This is a genomic window from Algihabitans albus, from assembly GCF_003572205.1.
GTDB classification, from domain to species: domain Bacteria; phylum Pseudomonadota; class Alphaproteobacteria; order Kiloniellales; family DSM-21159; genus Algihabitans; species Algihabitans albus.
The window spans coordinates 486311-501329 of sequence record NZ_QXNY01000005.1; the positions used below are offsets into that span (position 1 = coordinate 486311).

At 64.7% G+C, this 15019-nt stretch carries 14 protein-coding genes; 4 read left to right on the forward strand and 10 right to left on the reverse strand.

The window, feature by feature from the left end:
- Positions 1-805: 805 nt before the first annotated feature.
- Positions 806-1102: a GMP synthase (glutamine-hydrolyzing) gene (locus DBZ32_RS22875; RefSeq protein WP_407923501.1), complete on the forward strand. Its 297-nt coding sequence runs from the start codon at positions 806-808 to the stop codon at positions 1100-1102.
- A gap of 490 nt (positions 1103-1592) precedes the next feature.
- Here the strand turns inward: DBZ32_RS22875 and DBZ32_RS16345 are convergent, their stop codons facing one another.
- Both DBZ32_RS16345 and DBZ32_RS16350 read right to left on the reverse strand, forming a co-directional pair.
- The gene (locus DBZ32_RS16345; RefSeq protein ID WP_119168242.1) at positions 1593-2786 is read right to left on the reverse strand and encodes a serine hydrolase domain-containing protein; all 1194 of its coding nucleotides are present in this window, start codon (positions 2784-2786) and stop codon (positions 1593-1595) included.
- An 80-nt stretch (positions 2787-2866) separates the two neighbouring features.
- Positions 2867-4510, reverse strand: a complete 1644-nt coding sequence (locus DBZ32_RS16350) for a flavin-containing monooxygenase (RefSeq protein ID WP_119168243.1) — start codon at positions 4508-4510, stop codon at positions 2867-2869.
- Between the two features lie 343 nt (positions 4511-4853).
- On the opposite strand from DBZ32_RS16350, the gene DBZ32_RS16355 reads away from it, so the two are divergent.
- Complete coding sequence (locus DBZ32_RS16355) at positions 4854-5771, forward strand: helix-turn-helix domain-containing protein (protein WP_119168244.1); 918 nt, start codon at positions 4854-4856, stop codon at positions 5769-5771.
- Between the two features lie 30 nt (positions 5772-5801).
- On the opposite strand, the gene DBZ32_RS16360 is transcribed toward DBZ32_RS16355, so the two are convergent.
- The 8 genes from DBZ32_RS16360 to denD form a co-directional block, all read right to left on the reverse strand.
- Positions 5802-6608, reverse strand: a complete 807-nt coding sequence (locus tag DBZ32_RS16360; protein WP_119168246.1) for a hydroxypyruvate isomerase family protein — start codon at positions 6606-6608, stop codon at positions 5802-5804.
- A 14-nt stretch (positions 6609-6622) separates the two neighbouring features.
- Complete coding sequence (otnC, locus tag DBZ32_RS16365) at positions 6623-7270, reverse strand: 3-oxo-tetronate 4-phosphate decarboxylase (protein WP_119168248.1); 648 nt, start codon at positions 7268-7270, stop codon at positions 6623-6625.
- Positions 7267-8517 (reverse strand): 3-oxo-tetronate kinase, encoded by a 1251-nt coding sequence (gene otnK / locus DBZ32_RS16370; protein WP_119168250.1) that lies wholly within the window; start codon positions 8515-8517, stop codon positions 7267-7269. The genes otnC and otnK overlap by 4 nt, the downstream gene beginning before the upstream one ends.
- The gene (gene ltnD / locus DBZ32_RS16375) at positions 8518-9426 is read right to left on the reverse strand and encodes an L-threonate dehydrogenase (RefSeq protein WP_119168252.1); all 909 of its coding nucleotides are present in this window, start codon (positions 9424-9426) and stop codon (positions 8518-8520) included.
- Positions 9427-9429: 3 nt separating this feature from the next.
- Positions 9430-10713, reverse strand: coding sequence for a TRAP transporter large permease (locus tag DBZ32_RS16380; protein WP_119168254.1), 1284 nt, complete (start codon positions 10711-10713; stop codon positions 9430-9432).
- Positions 10710-11243, reverse strand: a complete 534-nt coding sequence (locus DBZ32_RS16385) for a TRAP transporter small permease (protein ID WP_119168255.1) — start codon at positions 11241-11243, stop codon at positions 10710-10712. The genes DBZ32_RS16380 and DBZ32_RS16385 overlap by 4 nt, the downstream gene beginning before the upstream one ends.
- A gap of 121 nt (positions 11244-11364) precedes the next feature.
- Positions 11365-12336 carry a TRAP transporter substrate-binding protein gene (locus DBZ32_RS16390; protein WP_119168257.1) on the reverse strand — a complete coding sequence of 324 codons (972 nt, stop codon included), beginning with the start codon at positions 12334-12336 and terminating at the stop codon, positions 11365-11367.
- A gap of 31 nt (positions 12337-12367) precedes the next feature.
- Positions 12368-13354 carry a D-erythronate dehydrogenase gene (denD, locus tag DBZ32_RS16395; RefSeq protein ID WP_119168259.1) on the reverse strand — a complete coding sequence of 329 codons (987 nt, stop codon included), beginning with the start codon at positions 13352-13354 and terminating at the stop codon, positions 12368-12370.
- Between the two features lie 170 nt (positions 13355-13524).
- Between denD and DBZ32_RS16400 the strand changes: the two genes are divergently transcribed.
- Entirely contained in the window at positions 13525-14538 is a 1014-nt protein-coding gene (locus DBZ32_RS16400) for a LacI family DNA-binding transcriptional regulator (RefSeq protein WP_208539263.1), read from the forward strand.
- A gap of 80 nt (positions 14539-14618) precedes the next feature.
- Positions 14619-14993 (forward strand): hypothetical protein, encoded by a 375-nt coding sequence (locus tag DBZ32_RS16405; RefSeq protein WP_119168260.1) that lies wholly within the window; start codon positions 14619-14621, stop codon positions 14991-14993.
- Positions 14994-15019 lie beyond the last annotated feature (26 nt).

Below are 15019 nucleotides of genomic sequence, written 5' to 3' on the forward strand. Positions count from 1 at the left end.
ACAGCAGTGATGTAGGACAGCTTGGAACCCAGAGTCGCCGGGCCAGCGCCCTCCTTGGCGCGGAGGCGGCCATAGTCGATCAGCTGCTCGCGCCCGAGCTTGCCGAGGGCGGGTTCGGCCCAGCCGCCCACTGCGGAAGCGGGGGCAGGCAGCCATCGGTCGCTCCCAGGCTAGGGTGGGGCATCGCTGGAAATTCCTGCCTGAAGTGCGCATATTTGGGGCGGTTTCGGCATCGGAAGACTGTTTTGGCTACATCTGACCGCCCTGACGACCGGCTCGGCATGCGCTTCTCCGTGGCACCGATGATAGACTGATTGCATAATTAAATCAGATAGACAGCACACACTCCGTACAGGTCTATGTATTAAGAAAGCCGTCCAACTCGGTAGGCTCATACTCGAAGGCCGCAAGCTCCAACCCTGCCCACGCCACAGTCAAATCGATGCAGAGACTGAATGTCGGTCTCGGTGGTTGCAGGCTCCCGCAACCATCTTTACTTGCTCGGGGCGCAAGTTGTGATCAGATCCAGCCCCCGCAACCAATGACAACAGCGATTCCACTGCATCCGACTAAGCAGTATATCACCGGTATTGCTCTTGTCATTTTTGCCGCTAGTGACGCTTGTCCGTTTCCGCTATCAAGTTGATTTCAAACCTAGAATGGGTCGATGATCGAAGGAGATGGAATTCGAGGCCATTTCCTTACCGTGTAACCTGCAGAGGCCAAGCGCGATAAAATCGGCAGGCATCAGTCCGTTCTCCGAAGCTAAGCGCTGGTTCAGGGTGGGGCGACGGGTGGCTCTTCAGTGGGTTCATGTGGGCCCCTGGGCGATGCCTGCCCCTGCGACCACGTCTGCGCCCTGCGCGCCGTTACCTCGAGCGACGGCATGGCGACCTTGAGCCGACCGTTCGAGCACGAGGTCCTGACCGGCACGGCCACCCGCATCGTCAACGAGGTGCGCGGCATCAACCGCGTCGTCTGCCGGCACAGGTACGTCGGGCTGATGTCTTCGGCAAACCGCCGGCTTAGGCTCTCCGAAGGCGTCTACCCCGGCGAAGCTGGTGCCGACCAAGCACCTAGGCACTGCAAGATCGGTTCGTAGCTGCTGTCGAAGTCTGGGTCGAGACCGATCGTTGGCACGCATATCGCACGCACGGACCGTGAGTTCTCTCTACGCTCGGGGGCTTCTGCCTCGCTACGCTCGGGGGCTTCTGCCTCGGTGTCGTAAAACCCGCAGACGCCGCGTTTTCGTCACCCTTCTGCTGCCTTGACGAAAGAGGCGATTTGGTCGGTCAGCCGGTGAGGACGATGTTTGAGGATACCGATTGGTTTGTTTTAGTGAGCGGCTTCCTTGGCGGTGCGCTTCTTGGCTCTTTCATTACCTATCGGGTTCAGAAGAAGCTGACGTGCTCAAAAGGAAGGCCCGGCAATGCCGTGGACCAAGGCACTGCCCGCCCAGGACGTGACGTTGTAAGTCGTGACAAGCGCGATTGAGATAGCTCCAAACGAATAGAGTGGTGCGGTTCGGATCGGCACAGCTTGACCGGGTTTTCGGTTGACCGACTTCGCGCTCGGCATCGCAGCAAGGCCCGTCAGGCTGCCAGTCCGGTCCTGAGCTGCCGGTAGAAACGCGTCTCCAGATCCAGGTAGCCACCGAAGGAGACGGGATCGCCGAAGGGCAGAATCTGGGTCGCCCAAAAGCCTCCATAGCCGTTCCTGCGGTCGATCCAATAGAAGAGGTTGGCCAGGCCCGCCCAGCCGAGCGCACCGGCCGGTCGGCCGGTCGGGGCCTCCTCGTCATTGACCATGAAGCTGAAGGCCCAGGACTTCGACAGGCCGGGAAAGAACTCCGCGTCGTTGGAGAGCGCGGGGACCACGCCGGGCAGCAGGGTGATCTTCTTATCGCCGAGCTGGTTCTTTTCCGCCATCCGCACCGTCTCGGCCTTCAGCACCCGGCCCTGTTCGCCCTCGCCGTCGTTGAGCCACATCCGAATGAACTTCATGTAGTCGCCCACCGTGCCGTAGAGCCCGTGGCCGCCCATGTGAACCTCGGGGTCGGCTGGCAGTTCGAAGTCCATCGGCGTCAAGGATCCATCGTCGCCGCGCGCATGCATGCCGGCCAGTCGGGATCGCAGTCCGTCGTGGAGTTCGAAGGTCATGTCCTCGATACCCAGCGGCGCGAAGATCCGGTCCTGGAAGACCTCGCCCAGTCGCTTGCCGGCGATCCCCTCCACGACCTGGCCGCACCAGTCCATGTTGGTTCCATATTCCCATTTTTCGCCGGGATCGAACAGCAGCGGCGTCATAAGCGCCTGCTTCGAACCGGTGATGACGCTCGGCTGTCCCTTTTCCTGCGCGAGACGATTGTAGGTCTCGTTGAAGAAGTCGTAGCCGAACCCGCCGGTGTGAAGCAGCAGCATGCGGGTGGTGACATCGCGCTTCGGCGCGCGAAGCTGCGGGTCTCCAGCTGCGTCGAAACCCTCGATCACCTGCAGCTTGCCGATATCCGGCGCATAGGTCTTGGCAGGCGCATCGAGGTCGAGTTTGCCGTCCTCGACGAGCTGCAAAACCGCGGTTCCGGTGATCGCCTTGGTGGTCGAGAAAATCGCGAAGGCCGTGTCGGTCGTCATGTCGGCATCTCCGCCGAGCACGCGCTTCCCGGCGGCACCCTCGTAGATGTTCCGGTCGCGGTCGGTGACCATGGCCACCACGCCGGCGACCGCAGGATCGCCGGTCACCGTGCCGTTCAAGATGGCATCCGCTGTCTCTGTGAAGCCACGTGTCATGCCACGCCTCCCTGTACCTTTTTTCGATTGCCTGTATCGCAGGATACCGCTCGCCGAACGATGTCCTGCCGACCCGGCGCCTATTGCATCGTGAAGCCTTCGTAACCCTTCGCCGCAACCTCGTCGCAGATCTTGCGGTAGGCCCCGACGCCGCCGGTGTAGGACAGTACCCGCCGCGGTTTGCCCGGCACGTTCGAGCCAAGGTACCAGGAGGTCGTCTTGGAGATCAGGGTCGCCGCCGCCGTTTCGTCGTGGTGGGCGACCCAGCGGTCCTCCGTCTCCCGGGTGGGTTCGATCACCCCTAGTCCCTTCGCGCGCAGATGGGCGATGCAGGCGCTGATCCATTCCGTCTGCTGTTGCAGGCAGGTGGTCATATTGCAGAGGGCGGCGGAGGGTGCCAGCGGCACGGCCGTCGTGAAAAGATTCGGGTAGCCGTGCACCTGAAGCCCCATCGTGGTGCGGATGTCCTTACCCCAATCCTCCGTCAGCGAGCGGCCGTCCCGCCCGCGAATGTCCATCCGGGTCAATGCGCCGGTTCCCGCGTCGAACCCCGTGGCCAGGACGATGATGTCGAACGCGTGGAGCTTGCCGTCGGCTGTCTGGATGCCCTCGGGCACGATCCGCTCGATCGGGTTGTCCCGGACACTGATCGCCTCTACGTCGGGGCGGAGATAGGCTTCCAGATAGTTGGTCTCGAGCGGAACGCGATGCGTTCCGAAGCCGTAGTCCTTGGGGATCAGGAGGTCGCAGAGCTTCTCGTCTTTCAGCCGCGCGCGCATCTTCTCGCGCACGAAGTCGGAGACTTCTTCGCTTACAGCCTCGTCGAAGAACATTTCGCCGAAGGAGGCGAGCCAGAGCTTCAGCGACCCGTCCGCATAGACGTCTTCCAGAATCTCGCGGCGCCGTTCGGGCGACAGCTCCGCCCAGGTGTGCTGGAAGTCGTACTCGAAGCCGGTGAAGGTATGCGGCAGCGTACCTTTCAGCTCCTCGAAACGATCCTTGTAGGCCTCGACTTCCTTAGGCCCGTATTTGGGGTTCTTCATCGGCAGCACATACTGCGGTGTCCTGACGAAGACCTTCAGATCTCCGGCCTCGCCGGCAATGGTCTGGATGACCTGGATGCCGGTTGCGCCGATGCCGACCACGCCGACGCGCTTGCCTGCGAAGTCGACCGGTTCGTGCGGCCAGCGCGCCGTGTGGAAGATCTGGCCTTTGAAGCTGTCCTGACCGGGAAAGAGGTCGCTCATGGGGGCCGAGAGCATGCCGCAGCAGGTGATCAGGAACTGCGTGTCGACGGTCTCGCCGCCGGCCGTTCGGACCGTCCAGCGTTTCTTATCCTCGTTCCATCGCGCCCCGGCGATGGTCGTGTCGAACTGGATGTCCTTTCTCAGTTCGAGGCTGTCCGCCACATAGTGCATCCAGCGCTCGATTTCCGGTTGCCCAGGGAAGCGCTCGCTCCAGCTCCATCCCTTGTAGAGGTCTTCCGAGAAGAGATACTGGTAGATGTAGGCTTCGGAATCGAAACGGGCGCCGGGGTAGCGATTCCAGTACCAGGTTCCGCCGACGTTCGACGCGCTGTCGTACGCCCGCACCTTCAGTCCCTGGCTCCGGAGCATATGCAGTTGATAGAGCCCGGCGACGCCGGCGCCGATGATCATCGCGTCGAGTGTCTCGGTCGCGGACGCGCGGTTCTCCGAAGCGGCCTCCCTTGGATCCGTCGTCATGTCAGTTCCTTCTCCTCCCTATGCCCGCCGGCCATGTCTGATCTGGCCGGTCCTGATCTGGCCGGTCCTGGGTGTGGGAACACCCGGCTGTAGGAGGCTAGCTGCGTGCCCCGCGGGCGGTCTTGAAGGATCCCGGCAAATTCTTGAAAGATCTGCGCAGTCGTGGCGAACCGGAAGAAGTGTGGCGGACCGGAAGAGGGAACGCAGGCACGGAACCTCGGCCAGGACCTGTGTCGACTGGGGCCGGCACCTGCCATAATTGCAAGACGCCTCGGTCTCATATACCATAATACTCAATGCCGGCGGAAACAGACCGGCAATCCCTACAGGGGGAGGAGGGCCGATGGCGGAACTGGTCGCCCCGGAAGACCTGCCGAAATGGGTGCCCGGGAAGATCCTGTCCAGGAGCGACGATCTCGACTGGAGAGGTGTCGCGCTTCGATCCTATCTTTACAAAGGCCAGGACGTCCAAATCCCGGCGATGCGTGATTTCATGCTCGTCTCCTACCGTACCGGTGTGACGCCGATGCAGCGTCGTTTCGACGGGCGGTGGAGCCGGACGACCTGCGGGCCCGGCGCCGTTTCGCTTCTGACTCGATCACAGAAGTCTCATTGGTACTGGACCGAGGACGTGGAGGTGACTCATGTCTACCTGTCCCACGATCTTGTCTCCGATGTCGCGAGCGAGGTGACGGGACGGCCGGTGGAAGATGTGTCTCTTGCCGATGTGCTCAGGACCGACGACCCAATTGTAACCGCCGCGATGACCGCCATTGCCACCGAGGCTGCGGACAGCGGTGTGGGCGGGGCGCTCTACGTCGAATCCGTTGCACGCCAACTCGTGATCCATCTGCTCCGCAACTACGCGACCATCAAATTGCGGCCGCGGGAGCGGAGCGGAGAGCTGACGACGGCACAGCGGCGCTGCATCGTCGAGTTCATCGATGCCCATCTGCAAGACGGACTGGATCTCGAGGCGATGGCCGCCGAGGTCAATCTGAGCGTTTCGAGTTTCGCACGGCATTTCAAGCGCAGCCTGGGCAGCGCGCCTTACGCCTACGTCATTGAGCGCCGGTTGGAGCGGGCTCGGCGCCTGCTTGCGGAGACCGGGAGGTCGGTGAAGGACGTCGCGGCCATCTGCGGTTTTGCGGATCAGGCGCACCTGACGCGATTGTTCGCACGGCACTACGGAACGACACCGTCCGTTTTCCGGAAGATGGCGGGTCACCGCGGCGGCGTTGAAGCGTCTTTTACCGGGTGAGAGCCGTAGCTCGCCGCCGGCTTGGATCGCTCAGGAGGAGGTCTTGCCGATCCGCTGGAACTCCGTCAGCCAGGCTAGGCTGCCCTCCGTCGTAGCGCCGCGCGGACGGTACTCGGCCCCGACCGGCAGCTCCCATCCCTGTTCGTGCAGCCAGCGGCAGAGCCAGAGAAGATCCACTTCTCCGGCGCCCGGTTCGCCCCGGTCGGGAACTGCGGCGATCTGGACATGGCCGATCAGGTCGCGGTAGCGCGTGAAGCGGGCGGTCAGGTCGCCGCCCATGATCTGTGCGTGGTAGGCGTCGAACATGAGCCGCAGGTTGGGCGCGCCGACGGCGGCAATCAGCTCGGCCCCATGGCTGAAGTCGGTGAGGTGATAACCGGCCACGTCTTTCAGGTTCAGCGGCTCGATCAGAACGGTCAGCTCCGGTCCCACTTTGGCCGCCTTGTCGCAGGCATAGGCGAGATTGCTGCGAAACACGTCGTCGGCCGCACGCCGCTCTTCCGCGCTTTCGCCGGTCCGGCCCGCCATGACGTGAACGGCCTTTGCGCCGATCGCTTCGGCGTAGGCGATCGCCTGGTCGATGGCGGCGCGCGCCTCTTCGACGCGGTCGGGGAGGGCGCAGAGCCCGAAGTCGCCGGCGGCACGGTCGCCGGGCCAGGTGTTCAAGCCCAGCATTTCCAGGCCGCTTGCCGTCAGTGCCGCCCGTACATCGGCTTCGGCTTCGTCGTACGGGAAGTGGCACTCCACCGCATCGAAGCCCGCGCTTGCCGCTGCCTGGATCGCCTGCGCCAGCGGCCGGTCGGTGAAGAGGAACCCAAGGTTGGCGGAAAAGCGCATCGAACTCTCTCTCCTCACTCCCAGTCGACATCGAAGGCGGTCACGACCTCACGGATCTGCTGCTCCGTCAGGCCGCCTGTGCCCGCGCCACGCAGCAGGAGGGCGAGCTTGGCCGTCTCCTCCAGCTCTTCCATGGCGAAGACGGCGGCCTCCAGCTCCTTCGCCGCCACCACTGGGCCGTGGTTGGCCAGCACCACCGCGCTGCGCCGGCCGGCCAGGCTGCGCACGGCATCGCCCATCGCCGGATCGCCCGGACGGTAAAAGGGCAGGAGCTTGACCTTGCCCAATCGCATGATCGAGTAGGCGGTCAGCGGCGGCAGCAGGTTGTCGGGGTCGGTATCGGTCAAGAGCGAGAGAGCGGTTGCATGGGTCGAGTGCAGATGCACGACGGCCCCGGTGGTCTCGCGCGTTTGATAGAAGGCGTCGTGCAGCGCCATCTCCTTGGTGGGCGGATCGCCTGCGACGTGGCGCCCGGTGGCATCGAAGCGCGACAGGCGCGCGGGATCCAGCCGTCCGAAGCTCGAGCCGGTGGGTGTGACGAACAGGCCACCGTCTTCGGTTCGGGCGGAGATGTTGCCGGACGCGCCGCCGGTCAGACCCCGGTCGAACAGGGACTTGGCCCAGAAGCAGATGTCTTCGCGAAGGCGGTTGTCGCTCTTCACGACGTGCCGTCCAGGACGGCGGCGGCGCGGGCGAAGAAATCGGGCGCCCCGAAGTTGCCGGATTTCAGCGCAAGGGTCAGGCTCTCGCCCGCCCGGATCGCCGGCACGCCGGGCGCGATCTCCGGCCCGATCTCGAGTTCGGTCAAGGCGAGTCCCTCGACGACGGCTCCGGAGGTTTCGCCGCCGGCGGTGATCAGCCGGGTTATTCCTCCCGTCACCAGCCGCCTGGCAACCTCGGCAAACAGCGACTCGAACGCGGCGGCGACCGCCGTGCCGCCGTGACGCTCCTGTGCGGTGCGCACCTCGTCGGGATCGGCCGAGGAGTAGGCCAGCGGCAAACCCTCCTGCGCCAGCACCCAGTCCGCTACCTCTTCCGCGCTTGTCCGCCCGGCCATGACCGCGTCGGGATCGAGCTTCAGAGCAGGGTTCGCGCGCGCATGTTCCGCGACCTGTGCTCTCGTCGCCTGCGAGCAGGAGCCGGACAGGGCGGCGGCGCGTCCGGCCTGGCCCTGCCACGGGTCGGTGCTCGCCGAGAGTTCACCGCGGGCACGGAAGTTCTCGGGAAGGCCGAGCGCGATCCCGGAGCCGCCGGTGATCAGCTTCAGGTCGGCCGTGGCGCGGCCCAGGATCCGGAGGTCGTCGTCGCGGATGGCGTCCGCAACAATCAGTCGGTGGCCCTTTGTCCGCTCGGCGTCGAGTCTCGCGCGGACTGCGTCCGGCCCTTCGGCGACGACGGTGAAGGGGACATGGCCGACGCTGCCCTTGCTTTGCCGGGCGAGCACACGGCGAAGGTCGGGGTCGGTCATCGGGGTCAGCGGGTGGTTCTGCATGCCGGACTCCGACAGCAGTCTGTCGCCGACAAAAAGATGGCCTTGATAGACCGACCGGCCGGTGGCGGGGAAGGCGGGGCAGACGATCACGCTCGAGGCGTCGAGCGCGTCGGCCAAGGCTTCGGCGACCGGTCCGATGTTACCGGCGTCGGTGCTGTCGAAGGTGGAGCAGTACTTGAAGAGAAACTGGGTGCAGCCCTGGGCGCGCAGCCAGTCGAGTGCCTGCAGCGAGAGATCGACGGCTTCCCCGGCCGGCACGGAGCGCGACTTGAGAGCGACGATTCCGGCCTCGACGCCGCTGTCCGCCGGACTCCTTGGCACGCCGACGTACTGGACGCAGCGCATGCCTTCACGCGTCAGCGTGTTGGCCAGGTCGCTGGAGCCCGTGAAGTCGTCTCCGATACATCCCAGCCGCATTTAGCTTCTCCCTGGCAGCGGCAGGCCAGCCTCGGCCGCATAGAGCCGTGTAATGGCGGCATCGTCGAGCGCGCCCAAGCCCTTGCTGGATGCCTCTCGGAAGCGGGCGAGGGCGGCCCCGGCGACTGGCGTGGAAAGTGCCGCGCTCTCGGCGATCTCCGTCACGATGCCCAGATCCTTCGGCCAGATGTCGATAGCCGAGCGCGCTTCGTAGTCTCCTTCGACCACTCGCGGCGCCCGATTCTCGAACATCCAGCTCGTCCCTGCCGAAACGGAAATGACCTGCAGAATTCGCTCCGGCTCCAGCCCCTGGCTGATGCCGAGAGCCAAGGCTTCACCCATGGCGGCGATGTGCACGCCGGCCAGAAGCTGGTTTACGGCCTTCATCGCCGAACCCGCGCCCGCCTCGCGTCCGAGGTCATGGACGGACTGCGCCATGGCTGAGAGGGCGGGAGCGGCCGCCTCGAAGGTCTCTTGACTGCCCGATGCCATGATCGAGAGATCGCCTTGCGCCGCCCGCGCCGCGCCGCCGGAGATCGGGGCGTCGAGATAGAGCAGGCCCAACTGCGCGGCCTGTTGCGCATTTCCGCGAGCATCGTCGGGGGAGACGGTCGCCGAACTGACGATCACTGCGCCCCTTGGCAGATGTCGAGCGAAGCCGGACTCTCCGTAGAGGATCTCCCGGGTCTGGGCGGCGTTCAGCACCACGCTCACGAAGATGGAGGCGTCGCGCGCGCCCTCGGGAGTCAGCTTCTCGCCGCCGGCTTCCACCAGCCGGTCCACGGCGGCTGGGTTCAGATCGATCCCGAGAACGCGATGACCGGCGCGCAGGCAGGACTGCGCCATGCCCAGGCCCATCGCGCCCAGTCCGACGAAGGCGATTGTCTTTGAGTCCGTCGTCTGCGGCATCGCTCAGCCTCTCCCAAGGAATAGATCGACCGGCGCCAGTGTGATGGCCGGTACATAGGTGATGATCATCAGGCAACAGAAGACCACCGCCACGAACCAGATCAGCTGCGGAATGATTCGTTCGACGGGGATTCGGGCGACGGCGCAGGCGGCGAAGAGATTGACGCCCAGCGGCGGCGTGATCATCCCGAGTGCCAGGTTCACCACCACGATCAGGCCGAAATGCACCGGGTCGACCCCGTAGCTGATCGCGATCGGCGCGAGAATCGGGGCCAGTACGAGAATGGCCGCCGAGGTCTCGATGAACATGCCGACCACCAGAAGCATGAGATTGACGGCCAGCAGAAAGGCGAAACGGGATTCGAAGAAGGTGTTGAACCAGCCGGCGATTTCGTTGGGCAGGCCCGAGCGGGCGATCAGGAAGGAGAAGAGGGCAGCTGCCGAGATGATCAGCATGATCGCGGTGGTCGAGATCACCGTGCGCTTCAGGATCATGGGAATGTCGCGCCAGGAGAGTTCGCGATAGAAGCCGAAGCCGACCAGCAGCGCGGCGGCGACGGCGGCGGCGCTCGCTTCCGTCGGCGTGAAGACACCCAGATAGATCCCGCCGATGATGATGATGGGCACCATGAGGGCGGGCAGCGCGGCCAAGGTCGCGGCGCGCAGGCTCGGCCGGTCCTCGCGATCCTGAAAGCCGAGGCCGCGAATCCGGCAGATCACGATCACGGTCAGCATCAGGGCACTGGCGATCAGTATTCCTGGGCCGATCCCCGCCACGAAAAGCTGGCCGATCGAGGTGTCCGTCGCGACGCCATAGAGAATCAAAGGGATCGAAGGGGGAATCAGAACGCCGAGTTCGGCCGAGCTGGCTTGAACGGAGGCGGCGAAGGGTTTGGGGTAGGCGTGGCGCACCATCGCCGGGATCAGGATCGCGCCGATGGCGAAGGTGGTGGCGACGGAGGATCCCGAGACGCTGGCGAACATGAGGCAGGTCAGCACGCAGGAACAGGCCAGGCCGCCCTGAATGCCGCCGACCATCGCCTTGGCAAGATCGACCAGCCGTTGGGAAATCCCGCCGGCGGACATGAGATTGCCGGCCAGGATGAACAGCGGGATCGCCATCAGCGGGAAGCTGTCGATGCCTGCGAACATGCGTTGCGCCACCAGCAGCATCGGCAAGCGGTCGTGCAGTTGAATGCCGACGACCGATGCCAGGCCGATGGCGATGGCGATGGGAACGCCGACGAAGATCAGGATGATCAGCGAGAGACCGATTGCGACGTTCACAGGCTGTCTCCCGAAGAGCTGAGCGGCGTCTCGAGAGGAATGACGGCCGCCACGGCGTCGCGGCTTGACCAGGCGCGTGCTATGCAGCCGGCGATGGCGATCAGGGCGAAGACCGATCCCACCGGCAGCGCGGCATAGACCCAGGCGATGGAGACTTCGAGCGCTGCGAGCTTCTGGGCCGCCACCCGCTCGGTCATGCCCCAGCCCTGCCAAAAGAGGATTGCGAAAAACACGGCCGACAGGACGTTGGCGGCCAGGAACAGAGCCAGGCCGAGCCGGCGCGGCAGGGAGCGCTGGACGATCTCCATCGCGATCATCGAGCCGTGCCGGTAGGTTCCGGCGATTCCCATGAAGATCGCCCAAATCATCGCCGAACGCGTGATGACTTCGGACCAGGTCGAGGGTTGGCCCAGAACGAAGCGGGTGGTCACTTGCCACATGGCCAGCGAGGCGGCGATCACCAGGAAGATCATGGAGAAGGCCAGGGCGATCCTGGTCATCTGCCGTTCGAAGCTATGGAAGACGTTCATGTCACCCCATCAGCGATGTCGCCTCGTCGGCGCCTCGTTTCGCGCGCCGCGAAGAGAACGCCAGGGCACAACAGGGTGCCCTGGCGATGAAGGCGAACTGAAAGACCTTACACGGCCGACCTTACTCGACAGCCTTGATGCGCTCGACCATCTCGCTGCCGTACTGGTCGGTGTAAACGCTGTAGGAGGCCTCTGCGAGGTCGCGGAAGGGCGCCTTGTCGATCTCGGTGATGACCTCCATGCCGTTCTCCTGCAGCAGGGCGACGCCGGCTTCCTCGAGCCGGTTGACCTCGGCGCGGGTGGCTGCGACCGAGGCGGCAGCGGCTTCCTGGAACCAGCCCTTCTCCTCGTCGCTCAGGCCGTCCCACAGAAGTGGGGACACTAGAAGTACCGCCGGCGAATAGACGTGGCCGGTCAGGGAGACGTAGTTCTGTACTTCCCAGAAGTTCGAGGCCTTGATGACGGTGATGGGATTCTCCTGGCCGTCGACGACACCCTGCTGCAGGGCTGAGAAGAGCTCGGGGAAGGCCATCGGCGTCGGCGCCGCGCCCATCTCCTCGAAAGCGGCCATGTGCACGCGGTTCTCCATCGTGCGGAGCTTCAGGCCATTCAGGTCGTCGGGGGAGGTGACCGGACGGACCGAATTGGTGACGTGGCGGAAGCCGTTTTCAGACCAGGCCAGGCCGATCAGGTTGTGCTCGCCGATGCTCGCAAGCAGCTCCTGGCCGATCTCCCCGTCGAGCGTCTTGCGCGCATGGTCGTAGTCGCGGAACAGGAAGGGCAGGTCGAGGCTGTAGACCTCGGGCACGAAGTTGCCCAACGGGCCGGTCGAGGTGATGACCAGATCCAGGGAGCCGATCTGCAGTCCCTCGATCATGTCGCGCTCGCCGCCGAGCTGGCCGGCGGGCGCCTCGGTGCCCGTCCAATCGCCGCCCGAGACCTCGGCCAGGGTTTCGAGGAAGGCCTTCGCCCCGACACCGTAGTGACTCTGTGGCGACAGGGTATGACCCAGGGTGATGTTGTTCTGGGCCTGTGCGGCGCCGGTCATGGCGACCGCCGCCGCGGCGGCGAGTCCGATAATCGTGTGTTTCATTTGGTTTCCTCCCTAGGGTGTAAGGCGTGTTTCACGCCGCTTCTGAAACAGTCTCCATGTGCGCCCGCAGCAGGGCTTCGAATCCTGCATCGGGTGCAAAGCCCAGCGCCTGAGCGCGGGGTGTTTCGATACCGCCGGGCCAACTCGATACGATGGCCCCGATCTCGGCATTCGGGACCGGCCGAACGCGTGCGGCCACGGCTTCTCCCGCGATCTCCGCGAGGGTCGCCAGCATCTCTCCAACCGAGACCGAGACGCCCGGAAGCGTAATCGATGTCTCTCCGTCCAACAGATCTTGGCGCAAGGCGGCGGCGTGGAACAGCGCCGAACGCGCATTGCCGGGCGACGCCAGGTGCAGGCGAAGGTCGGGGCCGACCGGCAGATCCGCAGGCAAGCCGGCCAAGGGCTCGCGCAGGATTCCGCTGGCAAAGCTCGAAGCGGCCTTGTTGGGCTTGCCCGGCCTGACCGCGATGGTGGGAAACCGCAGCGACCGGCCCAGGATGAAGCCCTTCCGGCTGGCGTCGCGAACAAGAATCTCACCCATCAGCTTTTGCGCGCCGTAACTGCTGCGCGGCTGGGGCTGTGTCGTATCGCTGATGATCTCGTTGGCGGCGCAGGAAAACACGGCGACCGACGAGGCGAAAAGAAGGACCGGCGGTTCCGGTAAGGTGCGAAGCGTCTCGATCAGTGCGAGCGTGGCGCCGAGATTGACCTGCATGCCGAGGCTGAAGTCCGCTTCGGCCGCGCTGGAAACCACGGCGGCGAGGTGAACTACCAGGCCCGGCGCCTCTGCCGCGATGACGGCGAGCGTTTCGCGCCCGTCGATCGGGCCGGCCAAGGGTTGGATGATGTCGTAGGTCTTGGCGAGGTCGGCCAGAGGCTCCGTAGCCAGGTCGCAGACCAGGATGCGCGACACGCTGCGCTCGCTGCCGTTCACGCTCACGGTGCCTCTGCGCGCAAGGTCTTCGACGAACTGACGTCCTAGGAATCCACCGGCTCCCGTCACCAAGACGCGCATCGCACGTTCCTCCCAAGGCTTATTCTTTCGAACAAACTGCCAGATGAATGACAGCGCTGTCAATTAGAGCCGATTTATAGCAAAATGCCAGAGCCCATCTGTGCTATACGCTAACATTCCAGGGTTGTTGGCGCTGCAGCCGGAAAGACGGGGGGCGCATCGGAAGGCTCGTGACGATCCATCTCGACAAAACGGAGCGCGTGACGCTGGCCGATGTGGCCGGGGCCGCCGGCGTCAGTGAGATCACGGTGTCGCGTGTCGTGCGCGGCATGGCAAACGTGTCGCAAGCCACCGTCTCCAAGGTCGAGGAAGCGATTGCCCGGACGGGCTATGTTCGCAACCGCTTGGCCGGGGCAATGGCGGGGGACCTTTCCAACCAGATCGCGGTGATCCTGCCGTCCCTGTCGAACAGCGTTTTCGCCGATCTGCTGAACGGACTGGAGGTGCGGCTGCAGTCGGCGGGTTTCCATTCGGTGCTCGGCATCTCCAACTACGACAGCGCGCGCGAAGCGAAGCTCGTCGAAAGCCTTTTGGGATGGCAGCCTGGTGGGCTCGTCATTGCGCCGACCCGGCTGTCCGACCGTGCGGTGCGACTTTTGGAGCGCGTCCGGATTCCGGTGGTCGAGGTGATGGACATTGACCGCGATCCCACCGACATGGTGGTCGGGATTTCCCACCGTCAGGCTGGTAAGTCCATGGCCTACTACCTGATCGGCCGGGGCTATCGGTCTTTCGGCTATGTTGGTCATGACATCGGCGCCGACCACCGCGCCGCGATCCGCCGCGACGGCTTTCGCGCAGCCTTGCAGGAAAGCGGCCTCGATTTCGAGACCGAGGTGACGGCCGAGGCGGAGTCCTCCGTGCCGCTCGGGCGCGAACTGACCGGGCGGATCCTGTCGCAGCGGGCGCCGCGGCTTCTCTATTTCTCCAACGACGACATGGCGATGGGCGGGCTCTTCGAGGCGATGTCGAGAGGCTTGCAGGTTCCGCGAAATCTCGCGATTGCCGGCTTCAACGGCCTTCAGATCGGCCAGTCGGCGCCGGTCGCGCTGACCACCGTCGAGTCGCGCCGCTCGCTGATCGGGCAGCGGGCCGCGGATCAGCTGATCGCTCGTTTTGCCGGACAGAGCGTCGAGCGCCGGATCGATGTCGGCTTTACCCTGCTGCCCGGAGAGTCGGCCTAGGGGTGGCCTGTCTGAGGATGGTCCATCGCGGACCGATCGTTTAGAGATGCGAGACGTAGAGAGGTGGGAATAGGGACGCCATGTTCGGTCTCTTCGGTCTTTTCGGGAAGTCCAAGCAGCTGACGGCGCTGGAGGTGGAGCTGCGCGAAGCGGGACTGCATCCGCAGTTGCTGCAGGACTCGATCAAGCTGACCGTCCTGCGCCTGCTGCCCGAGGGCGGCAAGGCGGCGCGGCCCGACGAGTTGCGCGGCGCGGCCCAGCTCCTGGCCTACTGCATCCTGGGACCGCAGGACTTCGCGGAGGCGACGTCGCTTCGCGAGAAGGACGTCGTGGAACGGCGGTTGGACGCCGTGCTGGATCACCCGGACTCGCTGGACTCTCAGATCGTTCTCCTGGCGCTGACGACCGACAACGCCGATCCGGCTGTCGCCGAGCGCTTCGAGGCCGAGGGTTAGAGCGCGGTCGTCCTTACGGGAATCGC

What these genes read in the sequence shown, in the direction of transcription:
- DBZ32_RS16345 (WP_119168242.1), bottom strand. Translation starts at nt 2,786, where the DNA reads ATGACACGTGGCTTCACAGAGACAGCGGATGCCATCTTGAACGGCACG.
- DBZ32_RS16350 (WP_119168243.1), bottom strand. Translation starts at nt 4,510, where the DNA reads ATGACGACGGATCCAAGGGAGGCCGCTTCGGAGAACCGCGCGTCCGCG.
- DBZ32_RS16355 (WP_119168244.1), top strand. Translation starts at nt 4,854, where the DNA reads ATGGCGGAACTGGTCGCCCCGGAAGACCTGCCGAAATGGGTGCCCGGG.
- DBZ32_RS16360 (WP_119168246.1), bottom strand. Translation starts at nt 6,608, where the DNA reads ATGCGCTTTTCCGCCAACCTTGGGTTCCTCTTCACCGACCGGCCGCTG.
- otnK (WP_119168250.1), bottom strand. Translation starts at nt 8,517, where the DNA reads ATGCGGCTGGGATGTATCGGAGACGACTTCACGGGCTCCAGCGACCTG.
- ltnD (WP_119168252.1), bottom strand. Translation starts at nt 9,426, where the DNA reads ATGCCGCAGACGACGGACTCAAAGACAATCGCCTTCGTCGGACTGGGC.
- DBZ32_RS16385 (WP_119168255.1), bottom strand. Translation starts at nt 11,243, where the DNA reads ATGAACGTCTTCCATAGCTTCGAACGGCAGATGACCAGGATCGCCCTG.
- DBZ32_RS16390 (WP_119168257.1), bottom strand. Translation starts at nt 12,336, where the DNA reads ATGAAACACACGATTATCGGACTCGCCGCCGCGGCGGCGGTCGCCATG.
- denD (WP_119168259.1), bottom strand. Translation starts at nt 13,354, where the DNA reads ATGCGCGTCTTGGTGACGGGAGCCGGTGGATTCCTAGGACGTCAGTTC.
- DBZ32_RS16405 (WP_119168260.1), top strand. Translation starts at nt 14,619, where the DNA reads ATGTTCGGTCTCTTCGGTCTTTTCGGGAAGTCCAAGCAGCTGACGGCG.